Source organism: Aliiruegeria lutimaris (genome assembly GCF_900099935.1).
Lineage (GTDB): Bacteria > Pseudomonadota > Alphaproteobacteria > Rhodobacterales > Rhodobacteraceae > Tropicimonas > Tropicimonas lutimaris.
The window spans coordinates 68,598-91,522 of record NZ_FNEK01000018.1 but is presented as its reverse complement, the minus strand read 5'-3'; the positions used below and the strand labels follow the sequence as shown (position 1 = coordinate 91,522).

Sequence of the window (22,925 nt, the reverse complement as noted above, 5' to 3'; positions counted from 1 at the left end):
CGCTGCCAATTCGCCGAGTGTGATCTCTCCCTTGTCGGCGATGCGCGCCTCAATCCAGCCGGTCACGCCGGCCAGTTTGCGGTGACCACCTCCGTTACCTTGCGGTCGTGGTGTCAGTGATCCGGTTTCCCGCCGCAGCTTAATCAGATCGTTCACAAATCTCGGCGAAACCCGGAAGTGCCGCGCCGCCTCGCGGTGCCCGTGACCTTCATCGACAAAAGCGACGACGCGCTCGCGTAGCTCTATTGGATGTGGTTTGCCCATCTGAGACCCCTATATCTGCCTCAACAGAAGGGAATCACATCACAACCAATCTGGGAAGCCTGAATCAGATAGGCCGCGAAACGCTCTAGCGTACCGCCTCGATCGGCCCTTCGGCGCGGCCGTGGATGAATTGCTGCACGTAAGGGTCGGCGCAGCTGTCTATTTCCACCACCGTCCCGGTCCACTTGATCACCCCGTCATGCAACATGGCGACATCGTCGGCGATGGCGCGCACTGAGGTCATGTCATGGGTGATGGTCATGGCGGTGGCGCCCATCTCGACCACGATTTCGCGGATCAGTTCGTTGATGACGCCGGCCATGATCGGGTCCAGCCCGGTGGTGGGTTCGTCGAAGAAGATCACTTCCGGATCGGCCGCAATGGCGCGGGCGAGGCCCACGCGCTTCTGCATGCCGCCCGAAAGCTCGGCGGGATACAGGTCGGCGGTTTCCGGTGTCAGCCCGACGCGGCGCAGCTTCTCGATGGCAATTTCGCGCGCCTGTGTTTTGGGCAGCTTCTGGTTGCCGCGCAGCAGGCGGAAAGCCACGTTTTGCCAGACGGTCAGGCTGTCGAAGAGCGCAGCGCCCTGGAAGAGCATGCCAAAACGGGCGAGGAAATCGTCCCGATCACCCTTGTCGACAGGTTGGCCATCCAGCGTGATCGTGCCGCTATCGGGGCGCACGAGGCCGAGGATGCACTTCAGCGCGACCGATTTTCCTGTGCCGGAGCCGCCGATGATGACCATGCTCTCGCCGCGCGGCACTTCGAGGGTGACGCCGCGCAGGACGCGTTTTTCGCCAAAGGCCTTATGAACATTGTCGAGCTGGATCATGCCGAGAAAAACAGCTCCGTCAGAATGTAGTTGGAGCCGAGGATGAGCACGGAGGCCGAGACCACGGCGAGCTTGGTCGCCTTGCCAACGCCTTGGGCGCCGCGGCCCGAATTCATGCCGTAGTAGCAGCCCATGAGCGCGACGAGGAAGCCGAAGACAGCGCCCTTGGCCACCCCGGAGGCAACGTCGGCGGCCTCCAGGAAGTCGACGGTGTTCTTGAGATAGGCGGCGGAGTTGAAGTCCAGCCGGTTCACGCCGACCAGCCAGCCGCCCATGATGCCGATGGAATCACCCACGGCGACAAGAACGGGCACTGTCACCGTTGCGGCGAGCACGCGCGGCACGGCGAGATACTTGATCGGGTTGGTCGAGAGCGTGACCAGAGCGTCGATCTGCTCGGTGACCTTCATCGTGCCGATCTCGGCAGCGATGGAGGAGGCGACGCGGGCCGCGACCATGAGGCCGCCGAGCACGGGGCCAAGCTCGCGCGCCATGCCGATGGCGACGATGGAGGGAACGGCGGCCTCGGCGGAGAAGCGGGAGGAACCGTCATAGATCTGCAGCGCTAGCGCGCCGCCGGTGAAAAGCGCGGTCAGGCCGACAACGGGCAGCGAGTACCAGCCGATGGTCATCACCGCATGGGCAAACTCGCGCCAGTACCAGGGCGGGCGGAACAGGTGGCTGAAGACCGCGACGGCAAACAGCACCATGCGCCCTACGCTGGCCAGCCCCGCCAGGACCGGCCGACCGATCGCGGCAAGCGGGCGGGTCAGCAGGGCCGCGCTCACGCGAAGCCGCCGATCGTCTTGCGTTCGTAGCGAGCGCCGAGCGAGGTGAGGATCTCGTAGCCAATGGTTCCGGCGGCGTTTGCAAGATCGTCTACGCCCTGTTCCGCACACAGGATGTCGAGTGCGGGCGGGACTTCGCCCAGGGCCGAGATGTCGACCGTGATGAGGTCCATCGAGACCCTGCCGACAATGGGACAGGGGGTGCCGTTGAAATAGAGATCGGCCTTGTTCGAAATCGCCCGAAGGATCCCGTCCGCGTAACCGGCGGCGACCGTGGCGATCAGTTTTTCTTCCGGCGCGCTCCAGGTCGCGTTATAGCCCACGGTCTCGCCCGGCGCGACGAGGCGGGTCTGGATCACCGGCAGGGAGAGCCGGACGACCGGTTTCGCCTCTGCGAAGGGCAGGCCGCCATAGAGGCCGATACCGGGGCGGGTGACGTCGAAATGATAGTCCGGGCCGAGCAGCGTGCCACCGGTGGCCGAGAGCGAGCGGGGCACGTCCAGCCCGTCGGTCATCTCGCGGAACTGGCGGAGTTGGTCGGCGTTCTGGGGCGAGTCGGGCTCGTCGGCGCTGGCCAGGTGGCTCATGATGAGCTTCGGGGATTGGGAAACTGCAAGCTCCGAAACCGCCGCCCATTCCGCTGGCTCCAAGCCGAGCCGGTTCATGCCGCTGTCGAGCTGGATGCCGAAAGCGGCGCCGGGCAGGGCTTCGAAATGGCGGGTGAGCTGGTCGATGGAGTTGAGCATCGGCACCAGATCCAGATCGTGGATCATTTCCGTGTCGCCCGCCATATGCCCGCCGAAGATGAAGATATCCGGCCCGCGCCCAAGCGCTTCGCGCACCGCCGCGCCTTCCTCGGCCGCAGCCACGAAGAATTTCCGCGCGCCTGCGCGTGCGAGTGTCCGTGCGGCACGGGCCGCACCCAGCCCATAGCCATCTGCCTTGACCACGGCGCCGGTTTCAACCGTATCGCCGGAGAGGGAATTCAGCGCTTGCCAGTTCGCGGCAATCGCGTCGAGATCAATCGTGAGAGTACCAGTCGCCATGGGGTCGGTTCTGCCATTCCGGTGCGGGAGGTCAAGGGGAAACGCTCGGGTTCGGGGGATGAGATGCGTCCGGAGGACTGCGCTGGTCACAAGGACCCGTCTCGCTCGGGTGGCGGACTTCTACCAAAACGCTCCATTGAAGGGAGCGTGCGATTGTCCGCTTCAAAGGCTCGACGGCTAGTCCGATTGGTTCGATGCTCGAAACCTTGGTCCCATTGGTGGGTTGGTACTGATTTCCGATGGAAGCTCCCGTCACAGACGTTGTCGCCATCCGGCCGAACCCCAAATCTGTGTGGCGTTTTCGGGATTGTTGGACCTGTGCACAGCGCTGGATGCCGACAGGTGTGTTTGAGTGGCCCGGACTACCAAAGGTTGATTTGCGGCGGTGTATACTCCACCCTTGCTGGATCTATTCATAAGGACCATACAATGAAACTTTTTCCAACAGTCGCCATAGCTGCCCTTGCTGCGGGAGCTGCTTTTGCCGAGGGCCAAAGTGCGGATGACGTGCATTGGCACATCACGATGACGGTCAATGCCGGCCAGGCAGACGCGGTGAAGCCGCTTCTGGATCGGATGGTCGCCGCGACGCAGGCGAACGAGCCAGGTGCTCTCGTCTACGACTACATGGGCGATGGCGATCAGGTGCATATCTCGGAACGCTACGCCGACAATGCGGCCGCGATGACGCATATGGGCAATTTCGGTGCCAACTTCGCCGAAGAGTTCATGCAGACCTTCTCGATCACCTCGGTCGCGGTATATGGGCCGGCGGGCGACGACCTGAAGGAAGTGCTTGCGCCATTTTCGCCGACATTCATGCCGCAGATCAGCGGATTCGCTCGCTGAAATCAATGGTTCTTGCGCGACCGTTGCGAGGTGCCGCCTGAACGTTACAGCTCCTGCGTCGGGGTGAATTGCGTGACGAATTTGTTGAAGTGGCTTGCCTCCTGACGCGGGTGCATTCAGTCTTACGGCCAATACCGATCCGATCCATGTTGGTGGCCGGCGGGGCTGTTCCCCGTTTTGCATTTTACTCTTTCTCGTGCCGGATGACCGAGCAGCGGCTCCGGCACATATACGCGTCGCTTTCAATTCGCAGAAGGGGAGCACGGATCCCCCCGGGATTCGCTGTTCGGACCTCAAACGCGTCGTTGGAATTCTGCAAGCGTTTCGGATTGCCGGAGCAGAAAGGACAGCGAACGGGCGCTTTCCTATCAAACCACCGAACATCTGATCGATAGCCTCAGCTGACTGTCGGGTCGGAATTGCTGACCCTGGCCGCGGTTCGGTATCATCCTTCGTGCCGTGCCCGGCTTCGGGGAAGCGCCGTGGCCCATGCACCATCCGTTCGGATTACTGATACCCGTCGCCATCCTGCTGCCAGGGCTGCACCAGATCGCTGAACTTGGTGAACTCGCCCTCGAAGGCCAGCGAGACGTCGCCGATGGGGCCATGACGCTGCTTGCCGATGATCACATCGGCCTTGCCGTGCAACGACTCCATCTCCTCCATCCAGGCGGCCATGCGTTCGGTGTCGTTCTCGGGCGGCTTCTCGCGTTCCTTGTAGTATTCGCCCCGGTAGACGAACATCACCACGTCCGCGTCCTGCTCGATCGAGCCCGATTCCCGCAGGTCCGAGAGCTGTGGACGCTTGTCGTCGCGGTTCTCCACCTGGCGCGAGAGCTGCGAGAGCGCGATGACCGGGATGTTCAGCTCCTTGGCGATGGCTTTCAAACCTTGGGTGATTTCCGACACCTCGTTAACCCGGCTGTCCTTGGCCGTGGCAGGGCGGACGAGCTGGAGGTAGTCGATGAAAAGCGCATCAAGCCCGTGGGTTCGTTTCAGACGGCGTGCGCGGGCGGCCAGCTGCGAGATCGGCAGGGCCGGCGTGTCGTCGATGAAGAGCGGGCAGGCTTCCAGATCCTTGGCGGCGGAGACGAAGCGGCGGAACTCCTCCTCCGTCATGTCGCCGCGGCGGATCTTGTGGGAAGGAATGCGCGAGGCTTCGGACAGGATCCGCGAAGCAAGCTGTTCGGCCGACATTTCGAGCGAGTAGAAGCCCACCACGCCTCCATTCACCGCGCCTTCGCGCCCGTCCGGACGCAGCCCGCGCTTGTAGACCTTGGCGATGTTGAAGGCGATGTTACAGGCCAGCGACGTCTTGCCCATGGAGGGGCGGCCGGCGAGAATCAGCAGGTCCGAGGGGTGCAGCCCGCCGAGTTTCTTGTCGAGATCTTTCAGCCCGGTCGAGATGCCGGCGAGCCCGCCTTCGCGCTGGTAGGCAGCATGGGCCATCTGCACGGCATCGGTGACCGCCTTGAGGAAGCTCTGGAAACCGGTATCGCTCTTGCCGGCTTCGCCCAGCTTGTAGAGCGCCTGTTCGGCCTGCACGATCTGTTCGCGCGGCTCGGATTCAACATCCACATTTGCGGCCTGGGCGGCGATATTCTTGCCGAGCGCCATCAGTTCGCGGCGGATGGCGAGGTCGTAGATGATCTGGGCGTAGTCTCCAGCGGCAAAGCTGGCGATGGCGTTGCCGGCCAGCTTCGCAAGATAGGCTGGCCCACCGAGCTCCTGCAGCCCGGGGTGATCCTCGAGAAACGCTTTCAGCGTGACCGGCGTTGCCTGCAGGTTCTTGGCGATGCGCGCCTTGGCGACCTCGTAAATCTTCGCATGCACCGGGTCATAGAAATGCTCCTCGGTGATAACGGACGCGACCCTGTCGAATACATCGTTATTCGTCAGGATCGCGCCCAGCAGCTGCTGCTCGGCCTCGATATTATGGGGAGCTATCTGCTCCACTGCACTGCCCGTGCTTGCCCGCGCTGCCAATTCCGGTACGGCCTCGCCCACCGCCGTCAGTTCATTCATCACTGCACTGCCCGTTTTTCGTATCCCCGTGTCATACAGATCCGCCAGTGGCCCGGTCAAAATGTATAAACTTGTGGACAAATTGTGGGTGGACGGAGCTCACCCCATATTGTGTTAGTGTGGCGCCATCCGTCAACATCTGGCAGAAAGTCGACCAGGAGGCGGGAAATTTCTCGTCGGCAATTTCCCGCCGCGCGTGACGACGCGCCGCGCTCGTTCAACTCCTGGCGGCCTGCCACGCCCTCGGATCGTTCAGGAAGGCCTCGACTTCGCTCAGGGTGTGCGAATCGAATGCCTGCTGCCGCCGGGCCTCCGCCAGCACGTCATGCCAGGTGCACAGGCTGTGCAGGCTGACGCCGTGATCGCCGAGCGTTTTGATCGTCTCGGGGAAAATGCCGTAATAGAAGATCACGGCCGTATGCGCACAGGACGCGCCGGTGTCGCGGATCGCATCGACGAAGCTCAGCTTTGAGCCACCATCGGTCGTCAGGTCCTCGACCAGCAGAACCCTGTCCTGTTCGCCCATGACACCCTCGATACGGGCGTTGCGGCCATAGCCCTTGGGCTTCTTGCGGACATAGGTCATCGGCAGGCCCATCCGCTCGGCCACCAGCGCGGCGAAGGGGATGCCCGCGGTTTCGCCTCCGGCGATATTGGTAAAGGCCTCGAAGCCGGCGTCGCGCATCACCTTTGCAGTCAGGAAATCCATCAGCGTCGAACGGATGCGCGGATAGGAGATCAGCTTGCGGCAGTCGATATAGGTGGGCGAGGGCAGGCCTGAGGCGAGAGTGAAAGGCTCTGAGGCGTTGAAATGCACCGCGCCGATCTCCAGCAGCATGCCGGCCGAGATCCGGGCCATGGTCGCGTCATCGGGATGGGTCGTCGGGATCATTTCGGGCCCTTTCTTCATCTTTCTAAAAATATCCCCGCCGGAGGCATGAAATCTTCTGGCGGGACGTGAGTCTTCTTGCCTCCGGCGGGGATATTTCCGGTCAGAAGAAAAGGCTAGTCCCTTTGCACCCGCCAGAGCACGGGTTTGCCCGGATCGAAGACCACGATGGGGCCGTCGCCGGTTTGCAGCGGGGCCGGGGTATCCAGCGCATCGCCCTTTTCGAGGGTCATGGTCTCCGCGTTCGGGGCCATGCCGTAGAAGGCCGGGCCGTTCAGCGAGGCGAAGGCTTCGAGCCTGTCCAGGGCACCCGCCTCGTCGAAGACTTGCGTGAGGCAGGGCATGGTGACCGGGGCAGAGTAGACGCCGGCGCAGCCGCAGGCGCATTCCTTGTTGGCCTGCGTGTGCGGGGCCGAGTCTGTGCCGAGAAAGACTTGCTCGAATCCGGAAGTGGCCAGTTCGACCAGCGCCTCGCGGTGGCTTTCGCGCTTGGCGACGGGCAGGCAGTAGTAATGGGGTTTGATACCGCCCACGAGGATGTGGTTGCGGTTGATCATCAGGTGGTGGGTGGTGATCGTGGCGCCCAGCGAGCCGTCGCTCGAGCGGAGATAGTCGCAGGCGTCCGAGGTTGTGATATGCTCCATGACCACCCTCAGGCCGGGTGTCTTGCGGCGGATCGGGTCCAGCACCTCGTCGATGAACACCGCTTCGCGGTCGAAGATGTCGACCTCGGCGCGGGTGACCTCACCATGCACGCAGAGCGGAACGCCCGCCTCGGCCATGGCTTCCAGAACGCCGCGGACCTTGTCGAAATCGCGCACGCCGGAGGCAGAGTTGGTCGTGGCGCCGGCCGGGTAGAGCTTGACCGCGGTGATCATGCCCGAGGCGTGGGCGGCGATCACGTCTGCCGGGTCCGTCGCTTCGGTCAGGTAGAGGGTCATCAACGGCGTGAAATCCGCCCCTTCCGGCAGTGCGGCAAGGATGCGGTCGCGATAGGCCATTGCGTCGGCGGAAGTTACGACGGGCGGCACCAGGTTCGGCATGATGATCGCGCGGGCGAAATCGCGTGCGGTGTCAGGGAGGACAGCCTGCAGGACCGCGCCATCGCGCAGGTGCAGGTGCCAGTCGTCGGGGCGGCGGAGCGTCAGGGTCTGGGTCATGATGAGGAAGGCTTAGCCCAGCGTTTGCGGTGATACCAGAGCGCGACCGGCTGCAATTGGCCGGATCGCTTGCCTGAAATTCAAGCAGTGAGCGGAAAATTGAGCATCGAAGGGGGAGATTGCACCATGCTGCATTGCAGCATTTGGTGCTTCACGTTAGTGTCCGTCGAGATTTATAGGCACCCAATGTTCGACATCGAACCGACAGATCGGAAACTTCAGCGCGCTCGCGGCAGTGCCCGGGTCGGGTTTGCCTTCAGTGGCGGCCGGACACGGCTGAAGGACCTGCATCAATCGGGTTGTGCGAAGGCGATGCTGCCGCAGGTGCCGGGCCCGCCGGAGGTGGTGTTCCTGAACACGGCCGGTGGCCTGACCGGGGGCGATCAGCTGGAGTTTCGCCTGGATCTGGCCGCTGGCGGGCAGGTGACCGGGACGACGCAGACCGCCGAGCGGGCCTACGAGTCCTCGGGCGGCGCGGCGGCGGTCCTGTGTCATCTGTCGGCCGGTGCGGGGGCCTCGCTCGACTGGTTGCCGCAGGAGACAATCCTGTTCGACCGCTCGTCGATGGATCGCCGGACGCGGATCGAGCTTGACGGAGATGCCCGCCTTCTGTTCTGCGAGACGCTGGTTCTTGGCCGGGCGGCAATGGGCGAGACGGTCCGACAGATGCGGCTGACCGATCGCCGCGAGGTGCTGCGTTATGGCCGGCCGGTGCTGGTCGACAGCGTGCGGCTTGATCGCGCGGGGCTTGCCATGGCGGGCAATCCGGCGATGTTGGGCGATGCGCGTGCGGTCGCGCTTCTGGCGCTGGTGGCGCCGGGGGCGGAAGACGCGCTCGGGTCGGTGCGGCGCCTGCTCGACGAGCCGGGTGTTTCGGCGGAGGCCTCCGGCTGGGACGGGCGCTGCCTGGTGCGTCTGATGGCGCGCGACGCCTGGCCACTGCGGCGGCAGATGGTCAAGCTGTTGACACATATCAGGGGCACGGTTCCGCCGCGCGTCTGGCAAATCTGAGGAAAGAGATGAACCTGACACCCCGTGAAAAAGACAAGCTCCTGGTCAGTCTCGCCGCGATGGTGGCGCGTGGCCGGCTGGAGCGCGGCGTGAAGCTCAACCATCCCGAGGCAATCGCGCTGATCACAGATTTCGTTGTCGAGGGGGCGCGGGATGGACGCCCGGTGTCCGAGCTGATGGAAGCCGGCGCCCATGTGGTCACTGCCGCGCAATGCATGGACGGAATCGCCGACATGATCCACGAGGTGCAGGTCGAGGCAACTTTCCCGGACGGCACGAAGCTCGTGACCGTGCACCACCCGATCCGCTGAGGCCGCCATGATCGCCAGTTTCGTCTTCTCCCTGCTAGCCGGGTTCCTGACATTGTATGTCGAGGGGCCACTGTCCGCGTGGCTGAAGAAGACGGACCTGTTCGATCTGCGGCTCGATGCGATGGAGCTGCGTATCCTCAGTTTCGGCTTAATGCTGCTGCTGGCCGCGATTGCCACGGCGCTCGTGGGGGCAAACAGCTCAGCCTATATGGCAGTGTCGGGCGGCCTGCTCGGTTATTTCGGCGGCGATCTCTATGCCTATATGCGCGACCCCGATGGTGCGCAGGGCGAGGAGTCCGACGATTGGGACGGGGATGTCGTCGAGACCGGCCCCCGCCGCCGGCTGGCCGATCACATGGATGCCGACCAGTTGGATACGGAAAACGAAGAAACCCTGCGCGCGGTACAGGCCGCGATCCAGGACGAGACACGCCCCGAAGAGGAGAAAGACCGATGATCCCTGGCGAAATCATGACCGCCCCCGGCGACATCACCCTGAACGAGGGCCGCGATGTGACCGTGCTCATGGTGGCCAATACCGGCGACCGGCCGGTGCAGGTGGGCAGCCACTACCATTTTGCCGAGACCAACTCGGCGCTGGATTTCGACCGCGCGGCCGCCAAGGGTCAGCGGCTCGATATCGCCGCTGGTACCGCGGTGCGTTTCGAACCCGGCCAGAGCCGGGAAGTGTCCCTCGTGCCGCTCTCGGGCGGGCGCAGGGTGTTCGGTTTCAATCAGGCCGTGATGGGAGAGCTGTAACCGCGCGGCCGCCCGTCCCGTTTTCTGGACGAACAGGAATTCAAGGAGTTTAGAGATGTTCCAATACATGATGCCCGTCGATTACCTGCGAACGAGCATGGCCATGTGGAGTCGCACGGCCGAGCTGCAGCTCGAGGTTATGCGGATGTCCATGGGGCTTGCCGATAGCTGGACCGGCGGCCTGATGAAGCCCGACCCGGCGGTGATGAAGTATTTTACGCCGACCGGCATGTCGGGCAAGAAGCAGAAAGGCGCGAAGCCTGCCGCCGAGAAGGCCGAGCCCAGGCCGGCAGCCGGGGCGGCTGTGCAGGCGAAAGCCGTGGCGCCAACGCCGGCCGCGGTCTCTGCCAAGGTCGTGCCGCTCGAAACGCCCAAGGCCGAAGAGGCGGTGCCCGCCGCCAAGCCGGTTGCGGCCAAGCCCGTGACCACGCCCCGCCGTGCGCCGTCCAAGCCCAAGGCGCCTGAGGGAATGACCGACGCCGTTGCGCCGATCGAGGAGGCAAAGACCGCCCCGCCGGCGAACAAACCGCGTCGTCGCGCGGCACGCAAGGCCAAGCCTGCCGCGGCTGCAACGCCTGCTGCCAAGACAGCGGCGGCCAAGCCCGCACCGCGCCGCCGTGCACCGGCAAAAAAGGCAAGCCCGACGCCCGAAGCGCCCAAGAAGGACGACGCGTGATAGCGTATGACATGAATTCGGCCCTTGCGCTTTGCGGCGCAAGGACTACCTTGTGTGGTAATCAGCAATTGCCAGACAAGGGCCCTCATGCCTCTGCTCAACCTGATCGACCGCCTTCTTGGATTGCTCGCCCCTGTGCCGCAGCCTATTCCGATCCCCGTGCGGGATCCGAAGGGTCCGCGTCGCTGAGCAAAATACGGGCGCGCGCATGACGCGACCCGTCTCTGCCATTCTCCGTGAAACAGAATGCCGCCGGTCCGATGGCCGCTGCCGCGCATTCCCGTTGGTCTCGAATCGAGCGGGATCGGGGCAATGCGATTCGTTTCTACATGTCGCCGAGGATCGGCAATGACTGGGCATTTCTTGCCTAGCATTTATGCAGATGTCTGTTCTGCGTCCTTTGACGTTCGATTGACCGTGCCCGCCATCCCCCGAGGATTTGACGAAATCTGCCTGCCGGTAGAGCAATGTGACACGGCTTTTGCACCGGTTTGGCAAAGTTCCCGTTTTTGGGGAACTGCGGACCGGGTACCGCTGGGATAGGCGGTTCGATGTAATGACAGGCGCGGGCCGGGAGCGCCCGCTGCGTGCGTTGGACCTCTGCCCGATAAGAGACTGAAACCACCCCTCAGGTGGTCCCGACAGGAGAGTTGAAATATGCCCGCCACGATTTCCCGCGCCGCTTATGCCGCGATGTTAGGCCCCACAACAGGAGACCGGGTCCGGCTGGCCGATACCGATCTTATCATAGAGGTTGAAAAAGACCTCACAACCTACGGAGAAGAGGTAAAATTCGGCGGAGGCAAGGTGATCCGCGACGGCATGGGCCAGTCCCAGGCGACGCGCGCCGAGGGGGCCGTGGACACGGTGATCACCAACGCGCTGATCCTCGATGTGAGCGGCATTTACAAGGCGGATGTGGGGCTCAAGGACGGGCGCATTGCCAAGATCGGCAAGGCGGGCAATCCGGACACGCAACCGGGCGTGGACATCATCGTCGGACCGGGCACGGAGGCGATTGCGGGCGAGGGCAAGATCCTGACCGCGGGCGGTTTCGACAGCCATATTCACTTCATCTGCCCGCAGCAGATCGACGACGCGCTGCATTCCGGCCTGACCACGATGCTCGGCGGCGGGACCGGGCCCGCGCACGGCACGCTGGCAACGACCTGCACGCCGGGGCCGTGGCATCTCGGGCGGATGCTGCAAGCGGCCGATGCTTTCCCGATGAATCTTGCCTTTGCCGGTAAGGGCAACGCCTCGCTGCCGGCGGCGCTGGAGGAACAGGTGAAGGGCGGGGCCTGCGCGCTGAAGTTGCACGAGGACTGGGGCACGACGCCCGGCGCCATCGATTGCTGCCTGAGCGTGGCCGATGCGATGGACGTGCAGGTGATGATCCACACCGACACGCTCAACGAGTCTGGTTTCGTCGAAAACACGATCAAGGCGATGAAGGGCCGGACGATCCATGCCTTCCACACTGAAGGCGCGGGCGGCGGGCATGCGCCGGACATCATCAAGGTTTGTGGCGAGCCCCATGTGATTCCCTCCTCGACCAACCCGACACGGCCCTACACGGTGAACACGCTGGAAGAGCATCTCGACATGCTCATGGTCTGCCACCACCTCGACAAGGCGATTCCCGAGGACGTGGCCTTTGCCGAGAGCCGGATCCGCAAGGAGACCATCGCGGCCGAGGATATCCTGCACGACATGGGGGCCTTCTCGATCATCGCCTCGGACAGCCAGGCGATGGGCCGCGTGGGCGAGGTAATCATCCGCACCTGGCAGACGGCGCACAAGATGAAGGTGCAGCGCGGGCGGCTGGCAGAGGAAAGCGGCGCCAATGACAACGTACGTGTGAAGCGCTACGTCGCGAAATACACCATCAACCCGGCGATTGCGCACGGGCTTTCGGCCCATATCGGCTCCATCGATGAGGGCAAGCGGGCCGATCTCGTGCTCTGGTCGCCCGCCTTCTTCGGTGTGAAACCGGAAATGGTGCTGCTCGGTGGCACGATTGTCGTTGCGCAGATGGGAGACCCGAATGCTTCCATCCCGACGCCGCAGCCGGTCTATACCCGCCCGATGTTCGGTGCCTATGGTCGTTCGGTCGAGCGCTCCGCCGTCACCTTCGTCTCCGAAGCGGCCAAGGCGGACGGGATCGAGAACACGCTGGGGTTGGCCAAGGATACGCTGGCGGTCGAGAATACCCGCAATATCGGCAAGGCCGACATGGTGATGAACAACGCGATGCCCGAGATCGAGGTCAACCCGGAGACCTACGAGGTGCGGGCCAATGGCGAGTTGCTGACCTGCGAGCCGGCGAGCGAATTGCCGATGGCGCAGCGTTACTTCCTGTTCTGACCGGCGCAAGGGCGCTCCCGCCCGTCGGTTGCGCATCAAGGATGCGCGCCTCCCGTTGGGGATGGCGCGCGCTGCGCGCGCGGCTGCGGAGCGGAGGCGCCTTGCAAAAGCTCTGGTACTCTTGCGGTGATGGGATTAAGAAATGCTGCAACGCAGAAACAAAGTCGCTACAGGAGTGCTGCACATGGTGGAGAAAGCAAACGCCCGCAAACCGATCCCTGTGTATCAAGTGCTTCTCGCCCCGTTGCGCGGCCTCTGGGAAATGATGGTCGCGGGGCGTCGGCACGAGTCGCGGATCGAGGCTATCGAAGCGCTGTCCTGCCTGTCCGACGATGAGCTTGACGCCCGCGGCATGACCCGTGCCGATATTCTGCCGCATGTCTACCGCGACCATTTCAAGTGGAGCGTCGAGGGGCGCGACAGCAAGCAACGCGAAATCCCGGCCGGCTGAACTCGCATCCGCCGATGTGGCGTGATAGCGTCGCGGAACGGGGCCGGTGAACGGTCCATTGGGGCTTTGGATGCGGTCACTGGCGATTATCGGATGTGTTGCGCTTGCCGGCGCTGCGTCGGCTTCGGCGCAATGTCCGACACGGGCAGATCTTGAGAGCGGTGCAACGGTCTATGTTGCCTATCCCGATGAGGGGACGGTGGAGCTGCGCTGGCTCGGCGCCGGCATGGTGCAGGAGACCACGCGCTATCCCGATGGCGAGGGCGAGTTCCGCATGATTTCTATGGGTGGCGTCTTCATCATTGACGAGGTGGACCTGGACGGCGACAGGGAAATCCCGGAAAGCCGGATCGTCAGCCGCTTCCCGCCGGGGCTCTATGACCGGCTGCCGGTTCAGCCCGATATCCAGATGTCGCTAACGGCCGTGAATACCTTTGCCGACGACACCGAGCCGGAAGAAGAGCATATCGAGCTACGTACCGGTGGCATCGATGATATCGACATAGCCGGTTGCCGCTATTCGGGGTTCCCGATGCTGATCACCTATAGCTGGGACGAAGAGTATTTCACCTCGATGATGATTCACCTGCCGGACCTGGGCCTGTCGGTCGAGGTGGCGCGGATGGATCCGGATTCCGGTGCGATCGCGTTTGCCCCGTTGGCTTTCAGCCTTCAGATGCCTTGATCGGCCCTTCACATGCTGCAGGGCGGCGGCTAGATAAGACCGGTCATGAAAAAGGCAGGAGTGGTGATGAGCAAACCGGAACGCGCGCTGGAAATTCGCCGCGGCGCAGGGGGGCAGGCGACCGATCACGTCCGGCTGGACTATGAAGGGCGGTTCCTGCGGCGCAAGCGGTTGGAGACGGCGGCGGGGCAGGCGGTGCTTGTCGACTTGCCCGAGACGGTGTCGCTCGAAGACGGCGATGCGCTTGTTCTGGAGGGTGGCGGGCTCGTCGGTGTGATTGCCGAAGACGAGCCGTTGCTGGCCATTTCCAGCGCCGATCTTGCCCGCCTGGCCTGGCATATCGGCAATCGCCACACGCCCTGCCGGATCGAGGAAGACCGTCTTCTGATCCGTGACGATCATGTCCTTGCGGCGATGCTGAAGGGGTTGGGCGCGCAGGTGAGGCATGTCACCGAGCCCTTCTCGCCCGAAGGCGGCGCCTATGGGCACGGTCGCACGCTTGGCCATTCGCATGGGGATGACGGGCACCACCATCATGAGCACTGAGGCGATTCTTGAGCTGACGCAATGGCTCTCCCCCGCCTTTCCGCTGGGGGCGTTTGCCTATTCGCACGGGCTCGAGGCGGCGATCGAGGCCGGGCAGGTATCCGATGCCCAGGCGCTGGAAGCCTGGCTGGGATCGGTTCTGCAGCACGGTGCAGGGCGCAGCGACGCAATCCTGCTGTGCCACGCAATGCGGGGCACGCCGGCGGCCGGCGACCTCGCGGCGCTGGCGGAGGCGCTCTCGGCCTCGCGCGAACGCTGGATGGAGACGCGCGAGCAGGGCGCGGCCTTCGTGCGCACGGTGAATGCGCTCAAGGGGACGGACCGGCCTGAGCAACCCCTGCCGGTGGCTGTCGGCGTGGCCGCGGCCAACCTGGGGCTGGGGCCCGAACAGGTGGCGGCACTCTACCTGCACGCCTTCGTTTCCAACCTTGTCTCGGTCGGGGTTCGCTTCGTCCCGCTTGGACAGACGGCTGGACAGGGCGTGTTGGCCCGGCTGAAGCCGAAGATCGTGGAACTGGCCGAGATTGCGGCCAAGGCGTCCCTGGACGAGATCGGCGGCGCGGCTTTCGGCGCGGATATGGCGGCGATGCGCCACGAGGAAATGGAAGTGCGGCTCTTCAAGAGCTGACCTAAAAGCAAGAAGATCAGGACGGAGAACCACATGCCCAACCCCAACGGACCTCTTCGCGTCGGCATTGGCGGGCCGGTCGGCGCCGGCAAGACGACCCTGACCGAGCAACTCTGCCGCGCGCTGGCGGGCGAGCTGTCCATGGCCGTTGTGACCAACGATATCTACACGCGCGAGGATGCCGATTACCTGATGCGGGCGCAGGTGCTGCCTTCCGAGCGGGTGCGCGGGGTGGAGACCGGCGGCTGCCCGCATACGGCGATCCGGGAGGATGCCTCGATCAACCTCGCCGCCATCGATGCGCTGGTGAAGGATTTCCCCGATCTCGATCTCGTGCTGATCGAATCCGGCGGCGACAACCTCGCCGCGACTTTCAGCCCGGAACTGGCCGACGTGACGCTCTACGTGATCGACACCGCCGCCGGGCAGGATATTCCGCGCAAGAAGGGGCCGGGGCTGACGCGCTCGGACCTTTTGATCGTGAACAAGACCGACCTAGCCCCGCATGTCGGGGTGGACCGGGCACAGTTGGAGGCCGACACGCAGGCCGCGCGCAACGGGCGTCCCCACGTGATGGCGGCGCTGCGCAGCGGGCAGGGCGTGGCGGAGATCGCGGCCTTTATCCGCGAGCAGGGCGGGTTCTGAGCAGCGCGGGCTTCGGCTCGCGAGCCACTAACCGCCTGATGCGGCTCTTTTCGGCGCTTCAGGGGTGAGTTGTGCCCGGATGCCGTTGGCCCAATGGCGACACAATCCGGCGCGCTTTTCGGACCTCAGGCGATTCAGCACCCGGTGCAGGTACGGCCGATATTCCTGCCGTTTGCGGAAGAGCCGGTGGAATGCCGCCGAGTCGAGTTTTTCGCGGCCGGCCGCCAGAAGCAGCGGATCCAGAATGCCCATCTGCGCCAGGTCGCGTTCGAGCGCGGGGCCGAAATGGCGGCATTGGAACAGGTTCTCGGGCGGCAGGTTGAACAGCGAGGCATGGATCGCGTCGGCGGGCACTTCCGGATCGAACAGGATGAAGGCGGCGCTGGCCGCTTCCAGCATCTGCGGCGCGTAACCGTAGCGGTTGGTGAAGTCGGTGCGGCGCAGGGCCGGGTAGCGGTGGTCCCATCCCGCACGGGCCGGATCGAGCGTCGCCAGCGGGCGAATCAACACCACGCTCGCGCCCGGGGCCGTGACGGAATAGCTGGCGGCGGCATAGCCACAGGGGCCCGCGCCGGTAAAAACCACGTGGTCGAAACGGTCGAAAAATCCGTTATCGACCAATTCGTCGAAGAAGCCGAAAACGGCCTCGGAGCGAAAGAAGCTGTCGCCTTCGCAATAGAGGCAGAGTTGGGACCATCCGGCGCGCCCGGCGACACCGAGCGCTGCCGGCAGGCCGGTCGGTCCGGCGCGCATCTGTTCTGCGGGCTCGAAGCTGACCAGCAGGATGTCGTCATCCTCGGTAAAGAGGGCGCCATGCTGTGAGTCCAGAACCCTGTGATAGCCGTGAAGCTCGCCATGCGCATCCAGCCGCTCTCGCCATTGGACGAGATCGGAGTCCAGCCTCTGCGGGCCGGCTGGCGTGGTTGGCGGACGGATCATTTCCATCTGTCGGTTCCGTTTCCTGCGCGGGCGGCTCGGAGTGTCCCGCGGCACTACGTGCCCTGATATTGCGCCTGCGAGGGCACTGAAATCAATTCCATTTCCGCAGCAAGCATAACACATCTGCACAGGATTGCCTGGGATAGTAATGCAGGCCCGTCGCAAGGAGCCGCGGCAGAACGGTCGATGCGCAGTCGAACCGGTCCGAAAGCCGGACGAGCGCGCCGCGCAACCCGTCGGACAGGGCGTTTTCGAGAAGGCCGGCCGTTTCGTTCGCGGAACCGGAGAGGTCGCAGACCAGCAGGCTCGGTACGAAGGGCGCGGGCAAATCGGCGGAAAAGGTCATCCGAAACAACCCGTTGAGCTCGCAGACCCGCCGAAGGTGGTTTCGTCGCGCCGTGTTTGCCTCGACAACGTGAACATGGCGCAGGCCGATATGGCCGGCCAGTGCCGCGACAAGCAGGCCGAAACCGTCTCCCAGCACCAGCGCGCGGTCCGTTGGCTTGGCCAGGCTCTGCAACCGGCGAAGGATACCCTCGTTCCGCGCTGCTTCCTCCATGTCACCCCGGACTCTTTCCGTCAGAAACCGGCGATCTTCGGGAAACCGCAAGCCGCGAATGTCGATCATGTCCTGCTGTTGCATGTCTTGCCGTCCTGCCTTTGTCCTTGCTTGGATACGGGCAAGCGCTGGCCGTAGCAATCCGCGAGTCCCGACCGGGATCAAGGTATGTCGAACCGATGCAGTTTCCTGTCCGCGATGGCGGAGGTGGGTGAGCCGGCACGACGGGTGCGAGATGGAAATCATTCTGGCACTCATGACTGCTGCGGCTTTCGGTGCCGTGCTGGACCGGATTGACGTTTTTTGCCCGAATGACATCGGAAAGATGCTGAAATCTACGAATTTTTCGCCCGAAGTGGACGATTCTACTGGCAATTGGCATCGGATCGGTGTTGATGTCTGCTGGACAGATGGCGGGCCTTGTCGATGTGGGCCACATGTCGGTAAAAACTGCCTATGTCGGTGTGTTTATTAGTGGGGTGTTGCTCGGAATCGGCTGGGCGCTTGCGGGGTGCTACCCCGGCACCGGTCCGGTCGCAGCGGCTTCGGGTCGCCGGGAAACGCTGGCCTTTATGGTCGGCGGTCTGCTTGGCACCGCAGCCTATATGGCAACTTACCCTTCAGTGAAGTCCACGGGCGCGCGTGACGCAATCGCTGGTGGCAGCATTATGCCGGGAGCAGTGCCCGGTGCGAAATACGAAGGTCTGACCGGCCTTCCTGGCGATACCCTGGGGATTGCCCCGGTCGTGGTGTTCATCGTGGTGGCCTTCATGCTGCCCGAGCGTAACTCCGGCGAGCCAGATCCGGTCGTGGCCGAGTAGCGAGGTCCAGGGAGGGGACACCCGGCCGGAGAGGCGATCTGAGGATTGTTTGTCCGGCCGGTACGCTTTCGGGACCATCTTCCGTTTATAACTGTTCCGCAAGAAGGCCGCGCCGCCAGCTCTCGGTCTGCGGGGCGCCTCAGCTATCGGCGTAGATATAGTCTCGGGTCAGCGGCACGGCTTGCCGGTGGCGGGCAAGCTGCACCTGGAAAACGACCTAGTTGAAATGGCGGAAGGACATCTCGCAGGCCGCGAGATAATAGCGCCACATTCAACAGAACCTCTTGTCGTAGAGCGCCTCGGCGGCCACGATATTCGCCTCGAAACGTTCCCGCCAGTGGCGCAGCGTTTCCGCGTAATGCAACCGCCAGACCTCGATATCGGTCGCCCAGCGCCTTTCTTTCTCCACCGCGGCCATCATCTCGGAGAGCGCGGGCATATATCCGCCGGGAAAGATGTCATTGGAGATCCATGCGCTGGTGGAGCCGGGCGGTGTGTTGCGTCCGATCGTATGGACCAGCGCCACGCCGTCCCCGGTCAGGCGGTCGCGCAGATGGGAGAAAAACTCCCGGTAATGCGGCACGCCGACATGTTCGAACATGCCGATTGAGAAGACACGGTCGAAATTCTCGGTAATCGTGCGGTAATCGGCCAGCCTGAGTTCGACGCGTTCGTTCAATCCCGCCGCCTGAACGCGCTGGCTCGCGATCTTGTGCTGCTCTGCCGAGAGCGTAACCCCGACGACCCTTGCGCCGTAATCCTGCGCAAGTGTCAGTGCCATGCTTCCCCAGCCGCAGCCAATATCAAGGACACGCATATCGGGAACGAGATTGAGCTTTGAGGCGATATGCGTCTTCTTCTCTGCCTGGGCTTCCTCGAGGCTTGCCTCGGGAGATCGGCAATAGGCACAGGAGTAGTTCCGGTCCGCGTCGAGAAAGAGATCGTAGAGCTTGCCGGACAGGTCGTAGTGATGCGCGACGTTCTCCCTCGCCCGATGCAGAGGATTGAATTGCGCCGCGCGGCGCTGCACCCGACGAATGGCGAGGTTGGCCTCGATCGCGGGGCTGGTCTGCCCCATGCAACGGCTTTTCAACAGCAGGGTGAGCAGGCCGGGAAGATCGTCATTTTCGATCGTCAGACGCCCGTCAACATAAGCCTCTCCGAGCGAAAGTTCCGGCGAGAGAACCAGTTTCCGGGCAAGCTGCGGGTCATGGAAGCGAACGGTGACATCCGGCTCTCCACCCGGCCCTTAGCTGTGGCGGTGTCCGTCAGTGTAGATCAGGGTCAGCTGTCCGATGCCGACAAGGCAGCGCAGCAACATGTCGAATAAGTTGTCCCACACGGCGTCCGATCCCGCGTTCTTCGAAGTTCTGGGTCAAGTTTTTTCGGTTTGTCTGAGGCCGATTCTACATGACCCGGCCATTCAGTCGAGATGCGAGGGCCTTGCGCGATTTGCAGACGGTGATGCGTGGGCAGAGCAATGCCAGAGGCCGCGCTGTTGCCACGAAGCGTCTGCTTGGCTAGAAACCCGCAAATGCGAACGCCCCCGTAGCCACGCTGGTTGGATCCGGCGAGGAGGGGCAGACAGGATCATTGCATGGAAAGGATTGTTCTGCTGGGGGCCCCGGTGGAGGAGGGCAGCGGCCGGCGCGGTTGCCTGATGGGGCCGGATGCCTATCGTACGGCGGGGATTGTCGAAGAGCTGGAAGCGCTCGGCTTCGATGTCGAGGACCGTGGCAACGCGGTCCGGGCGGCGGCGCTGGACGCGGTGTCCGATATCGGTCGATTAAAGAACCTGCAATTGGTGGCCGGCTGGACACGCTCGCTTTTCGCCGCCGCGCGTGAGCTGGCGCGCGGCCCGGCCTTCCCGATCTATCTCGGTGGCGATCACTCGCTGTCGCTCGGCACGGTCGCGGGCCATGCCGCGGTTGCCGATGAGAAGGGGCGCCCGCTATTCGTCCTTTGGCTCGACGCACATGCCGATTTCAACACGTTCGAGACCACCGAGAGCGGCAACCTGCATGGCACACCGCTTGCCTTTGCCTGCGGCCTGCCGGGCTTCGAGCCCTATCTTGGCCGGCCTTTGCCGGCGGTGTTGGATCCGGGCAATGTCTGCATCCTCGGCTTGCGCTCGGTCGACCCGCGCGAGCGGGGGCTCGTGCGCGCCGCCGGTGTCGAGGCGCATGACATGCGTGCGATCGACGAGATCGGGATCTCCCGCCTGCTTGCGCCTTTCCTCGAGCGCGTCGCGGCGGCAAACGGCCTGCTGCATGTGAGCCTTGACGTGGATTTCCTCGATCCGGCTATCGCGCCCGCGGTAGGCACGACCGTCCCGGGCGGGGCCACCTTCCGCGAGGCGCATCTGGTGATGGAGATGCTGCATGACAGCGGACTGGTCAGTTCGTTGGACCTGGTCGAGCTCAACCCGTTCCTCGACGACCGGGGGCGGACAGCGCGGCTCATGGTCGACCTGACGGCGAGCCTGTTCGGCCGGCAGGTGCTCGACCGTCCGACCCGCAGCTTCTGACCGCTAGGGCCGGCGGGTCAGCACCAGCAGGTGGTTGTTCGCCGGCATCGCATGGCGCGCGGTCGGGTGCAGCCCGTGGCCGCGCGCAAACGCCTCGATATGGTTCATGTCGCGCAAGCCCCAATCGGCGTTGTCGGCCCGCAGGCCGGCGTCGAAGCGCCGGTTTCCTTCACCGAAATACTCGGTTCCCTCCCGGAACGGCCCGTAGAGAAAGAGCTTCCCCTCCGGTGCAAGGCATCTGCCTGCACCGGCAAGGATGCCTTCGGTCACGGCCCAGGGAGCGATATGAGTGACATTTCCGGCATAGATGCCCGCAAGGGGACCGAGTGCTTGGACCGCCGCGAGGCGCGCCCAGTCTTCGGCGGCGTCGAGTTCGATTGCGCTCCCGTCGCGCTGGTGCAGTTCCCGGCGCCACGCGCGGATCGAGGCAAGGTGATCCGGATAGGGGTCCGAAGGTACCCAGTCCAGCGTCGGAAAGGCGAGCGCAAAGGCGGCGGCGTGTTGCCCGGTGCCTGCGCCGATCTCCAACACGGTGCCGGTGCTCCCCAACAGGTACTGGCTCAGCATGGCGATGATCGGCGGGGCGTTGCGGTGAAAAACCCGCGAGTCCAACCGTTCATCCGCCCCGGCGCCGTGCATTTCGCGGGTATAGCGCGCCGTGTGGCGCTTGCCGTCTCTGTCAGAGGTCATCGCATTACCGGTTTGAAACCAAAAACGGCAGGGCCACCGATGCCGGGGTCCTGCCGTTCCGCCGAATGTCTTGGCACCCGGCGGGAAATCTTCTGGCGCAAGCGGTTGACCCGCCGGTTCGCCTGGAAGGCGCTACTTGGCAATCGGTCCGATCATCATGACCATCTGCCGGCCTTCCATCTTGGGCATGTTCTCGACCTTGCCCAGTTCCTTTATATCCTCGGCAACCCGTTCCAGCAGCTCGCGGCCGAGGTTCTGGTGCGCCATCTCGCGGCCACGGAAACGCAGGGTGACCTTCACCTTGTCGCCGTTCTCCAGGAAGCGGATGACGTTGCGCATCTTGACGTCATAGTCGTGCGTGTCGGTGTTGGGGCGGAATTTCACCTCCTTCACCTCGATTGTCTTCTGCTTCTTGCGCGCTTCGGACTCGCGCTTCTGGGTTTCGTATTTGTATTTGCCGAAATCCATGATCTTGCAGACCGGAGGATTGGCATTCGGCGAGATCTCGACGAGATCCAGGCCCACCTGTTCGGCCAGTTCCATGGCTCGAGCGGGAGAAACCACGCCAACATTCTGGCCCTCGGGGCCAATAAGGCGGATTTCATTGGCCCGGATGCGTCCGTTGACGCGGGGGCCGGTGTCACGCTGGGGCGGCGCGTTATGAGGTCTGCGGGCTATGACGTAGGTCCTTCTGTCATTGCGAGAAAAGTTGGCGGAAAGTAGCTGCCAAACCCGGATCTTTCAAGCGATCTCCACGGAAATTCGCGGATTCGAACCGTTTGTGTGCGCCATCCTTGCCCTGTTGCCTGAAGGTGGCATGCTTTGACCGGTATCGCCGCGTTGGTGATTCTTTTTGGGAAGGATGATTTTTTGCAGAAGAAAAATATTTCCGGATGCGCCTTGTTTGGACTTTTCGCTGGAAGTGCGGTCCTGATGCCGGCGACGATTGCGTCGGCGGCGACTGGCACCGAAGCGCCGGGCACGCCCGTGGCGGCTGCCGAGGTAACGGAGAGCTACCAGATTGCACAGGTTTCCGTGGGCGACGTCCTGAAGTCGGCGACCGAAGAAGTGAACAAGGCCGCCGATGCCGCTGCAGCCGAGGCTACGGGAGCTACCGAGGCGGCCGAAGCCGAGGCGGCGGAGTCTGAGGAAGCCGAAACGAGCGAAGCGGCGGAAGCCGAGGCCACCGAAACCGAGACCACCGAGGCTGCAGAAGCCGAAGCAACCGAGACCGAGACCGCCGAGACCGAGACCGGCGATTCCGATGCGTTGACCACCGAAGGTTTTGACCTGTCCACCGCCACCAGTCTCATCGACTCTTCCAGGCTGTCCGAGATGGAGAAAATGACGCTCGAGACCGCTCTGGAGCAGGCGCAGTCCAACCCGGCACTGCTTGACGCAGCGCTTCAGCAGGCGCGCGGCGCGCTTGGCATGTAATCCCCTGCGGCGTCGCCCTT

The 22,925-nt window shown here is 63.7% G+C and carries 27 protein-coding genes; 15 read left to right on the top strand and 12 right to left on the bottom strand.

Annotation, left to right across the window (positions count from 1 at the left end; genetic code table 11):
• The 4 genes from BLR85_RS10630 to alr form a co-directional block, all read right to left on the bottom strand.
• Positions 1-264 (bottom strand): helix-turn-helix domain-containing protein (locus tag BLR85_RS10630; protein WP_139188357.1); only part of this gene is annotated, 264 nt, incomplete at its 3' end.
• Between the two features lie 85 nt (positions 265-349).
• Positions 350-1,096 carry an ABC transporter ATP-binding protein gene (locus tag BLR85_RS10625; RefSeq protein WP_093155209.1) on the bottom strand — a complete coding sequence of 249 codons (747 nt, stop codon included), beginning with the start codon at positions 1,094-1,096 and terminating at the stop codon, positions 350-352.
• Positions 1,093-1,884 carry an MlaE family ABC transporter permease gene (locus tag BLR85_RS10620; protein WP_093155206.1) on the bottom strand — a complete coding sequence of 264 codons (792 nt, stop codon included), beginning with the start codon at positions 1,882-1,884 and terminating at the stop codon, positions 1,093-1,095. The genes BLR85_RS10625 and BLR85_RS10620 overlap by 4 nt, the downstream gene beginning before the upstream one ends.
• Complete coding sequence (gene alr, locus BLR85_RS10615) at positions 1,881-2,930, bottom strand: alanine racemase (RefSeq protein ID WP_093155203.1); 1,050 nt, start codon at positions 2,928-2,930, stop codon at positions 1,881-1,883. Before alr ends, BLR85_RS10620 begins: the two co-directional genes overlap by 4 nt.
• A gap of 429 nt (positions 2,931-3,359) precedes the next feature.
• On the opposite strand from alr, the gene BLR85_RS10610 reads away from it, so the two are divergent.
• On the top strand, positions 3,360-3,779 hold the full coding sequence (locus BLR85_RS10610; RefSeq protein ID WP_244520688.1) for a putative quinol monooxygenase: 420 nt from the start codon (positions 3,360-3,362) through the stop codon (positions 3,777-3,779).
• Between the two features lie 507 nt (positions 3,780-4,286).
• Here the strand turns inward: BLR85_RS10610 and BLR85_RS10605 are convergent.
• The 3 genes from BLR85_RS10605 to pyrC all read right to left on the bottom strand — a co-directional run bounded on the left by BLR85_RS10605 (position 4,287) and on the right by pyrC (position 7,853).
• Entirely contained in the window at positions 4,287-5,804 is a 1,518-nt protein-coding gene (locus tag BLR85_RS10605; protein WP_093155197.1) for a replicative DNA helicase, read from the bottom strand.
• A gap of 217 nt (positions 5,805-6,021) precedes the next feature.
• Positions 6,022-6,696, bottom strand: coding sequence for an orotate phosphoribosyltransferase (locus tag BLR85_RS10600; RefSeq protein ID WP_093155194.1), 675 nt, complete (start codon positions 6,694-6,696; stop codon positions 6,022-6,024).
• Between the two features lie 113 nt (positions 6,697-6,809).
• The gene (gene pyrC / locus BLR85_RS10595) at positions 6,810-7,853 is read right to left on the bottom strand and encodes a dihydroorotase (RefSeq protein WP_093155191.1); all 1,044 of its coding nucleotides are present in this window, start codon (positions 7,851-7,853) and stop codon (positions 6,810-6,812) included.
• A gap of 186 nt (positions 7,854-8,039) precedes the next feature.
• Between pyrC and BLR85_RS10590 the strand changes: the two genes are divergently transcribed.
• From BLR85_RS10590 to ureG, 11 genes are all read left to right on the top strand, one after another.
• Positions 8,040-8,864, top strand: a complete 825-nt coding sequence (locus tag BLR85_RS10590; RefSeq protein ID WP_093155188.1) for an urease accessory protein UreD — start codon at positions 8,040-8,042, stop codon at positions 8,862-8,864.
• An 8-nt stretch (positions 8,865-8,872) separates the two neighbouring features.
• A complete protein-coding gene (locus BLR85_RS10585; RefSeq protein WP_068313709.1) occupies positions 8,873-9,175 on the top strand; it encodes an urease subunit gamma in 303 nt (100 codons plus the stop codon).
• Between the two features lie 7 nt (positions 9,176-9,182).
• Positions 9,183-9,632, top strand: a complete 450-nt coding sequence (locus BLR85_RS10580) for a hypothetical protein (RefSeq protein ID WP_093155185.1) — start codon at positions 9,183-9,185, stop codon at positions 9,630-9,632.
• On the top strand, positions 9,629-9,934 hold the full coding sequence (locus BLR85_RS10575; RefSeq protein ID WP_093155182.1) for an urease subunit beta: 306 nt from the start codon (positions 9,629-9,631) through the stop codon (positions 9,932-9,934). Before BLR85_RS10580 ends, BLR85_RS10575 begins: the two co-directional genes overlap by 4 nt.
• A gap of 55 nt (positions 9,935-9,989) precedes the next feature.
• The gene (locus tag BLR85_RS10570) at positions 9,990-10,610 is read left to right on the top strand and encodes a hypothetical protein (RefSeq protein ID WP_093155176.1); all 621 of its coding nucleotides are present in this window, start codon (positions 9,990-9,992) and stop codon (positions 10,608-10,610) included.
• 657 nt (positions 10,611-11,267) lie between these two features.
• Positions 11,268-12,977 (top strand): urease subunit alpha, encoded by a 1,710-nt coding sequence (ureC, locus tag BLR85_RS10565; protein ID WP_093155174.1) that lies wholly within the window; start codon positions 11,268-11,270, stop codon positions 12,975-12,977.
• A gap of 184 nt (positions 12,978-13,161) precedes the next feature.
• Entirely contained in the window at positions 13,162-13,428 is a 267-nt protein-coding gene (locus tag BLR85_RS10560) for a hypothetical protein (protein ID WP_093155171.1), read from the top strand.
• A gap of 46 nt (positions 13,429-13,474) precedes the next feature.
• The gene (locus BLR85_RS10555) at positions 13,475-14,113 is read left to right on the top strand and encodes a hypothetical protein (RefSeq protein WP_170844528.1); all 639 of its coding nucleotides are present in this window, start codon (positions 13,475-13,477) and stop codon (positions 14,111-14,113) included.
• A gap of 66 nt (positions 14,114-14,179) precedes the next feature.
• Positions 14,180-14,659, top strand: coding sequence for an urease accessory protein UreE (locus tag BLR85_RS10550; protein ID WP_093155165.1), 480 nt, complete (start codon positions 14,180-14,182; stop codon positions 14,657-14,659).
• Positions 14,649-15,287 carry an urease accessory protein UreF gene (locus BLR85_RS10545; RefSeq protein WP_093155243.1) on the top strand — a complete coding sequence of 213 codons (639 nt, stop codon included), beginning with the start codon at positions 14,649-14,651 and terminating at the stop codon, positions 15,285-15,287. Before BLR85_RS10550 ends, BLR85_RS10545 begins: the two co-directional genes overlap by 11 nt.
• A gap of 33 nt (positions 15,288-15,320) precedes the next feature.
• On the top strand, positions 15,321-15,932 hold the full coding sequence (gene ureG, locus BLR85_RS10540; protein WP_093155162.1) for an urease accessory protein UreG: 612 nt from the start codon (positions 15,321-15,323) through the stop codon (positions 15,930-15,932).
• Between the two features lie 27 nt (positions 15,933-15,959).
• On the opposite strand, the gene BLR85_RS10535 is transcribed toward ureG, so the two are convergent.
• On the bottom strand, positions 15,960-16,877 hold the full coding sequence (locus BLR85_RS10535; RefSeq protein ID WP_093155159.1) for a hypothetical protein: 918 nt from the start codon (positions 16,875-16,877) through the stop codon (positions 15,960-15,962).
• An 85-nt stretch (positions 16,878-16,962) separates the two neighbouring features.
• Entirely contained in the window at positions 16,963-17,514 is a 552-nt protein-coding gene (locus BLR85_RS10530; RefSeq protein ID WP_093155156.1) for an MDR/zinc-dependent alcohol dehydrogenase-like family protein, read from the bottom strand.
• A gap of 311 nt (positions 17,515-17,825) precedes the next feature.
• Between BLR85_RS10530 and BLR85_RS10525 the strand changes: the two genes are divergently transcribed.
• On the top strand, positions 17,826-18,251 hold the full coding sequence (locus tag BLR85_RS10525) for a hypothetical protein (protein ID WP_244520687.1): 426 nt from the start codon (positions 17,826-17,828) through the stop codon (positions 18,249-18,251).
• A 271-nt stretch (positions 18,252-18,522) separates the two neighbouring features.
• Here BLR85_RS10525 and BLR85_RS10520 read toward each other — a convergent pair whose 3' ends face one another.
• Positions 18,523-19,329 carry an SAM-dependent methyltransferase gene (locus BLR85_RS10520; RefSeq protein ID WP_244520686.1) on the bottom strand — a complete coding sequence of 269 codons (807 nt, stop codon included), beginning with the start codon at positions 19,327-19,329 and terminating at the stop codon, positions 18,523-18,525.
• Between the two features lie 519 nt (positions 19,330-19,848).
• On the opposite strand from BLR85_RS10520, the gene rocF reads away from it, so the two are divergent.
• On the top strand, positions 19,849-20,778 hold the full coding sequence (gene rocF / locus BLR85_RS10515; RefSeq protein ID WP_093155153.1) for an arginase: 930 nt from the start codon (positions 19,849-19,851) through the stop codon (positions 20,776-20,778).
• Positions 20,779-20,781: 3 nt separating this feature from the next.
• Here the strand turns inward: rocF and BLR85_RS10510 are convergent, their stop codons facing one another.
• Positions 20,782-21,468, bottom strand: a complete 687-nt coding sequence (locus tag BLR85_RS10510; RefSeq protein WP_212635059.1) for a DUF938 domain-containing protein — start codon at positions 21,466-21,468, stop codon at positions 20,782-20,784.
• A gap of 132 nt (positions 21,469-21,600) precedes the next feature.
• A complete protein-coding gene (gene infC, locus BLR85_RS10505) occupies positions 21,601-22,059 on the bottom strand; it encodes a translation initiation factor IF-3 (protein ID WP_244520689.1) in 459 nt (152 codons plus the stop codon).
• A gap of 342 nt (positions 22,060-22,401) precedes the next feature.
• On the opposite strand from infC, the gene BLR85_RS10500 reads away from it, so the two are divergent.
• Positions 22,402-22,905 (top strand): hypothetical protein, encoded by a 504-nt coding sequence (locus tag BLR85_RS10500; RefSeq protein ID WP_139188356.1) that lies wholly within the window; start codon positions 22,402-22,404, stop codon positions 22,903-22,905.
• Positions 22,906-22,925: the final 20 nt, after the last annotated feature.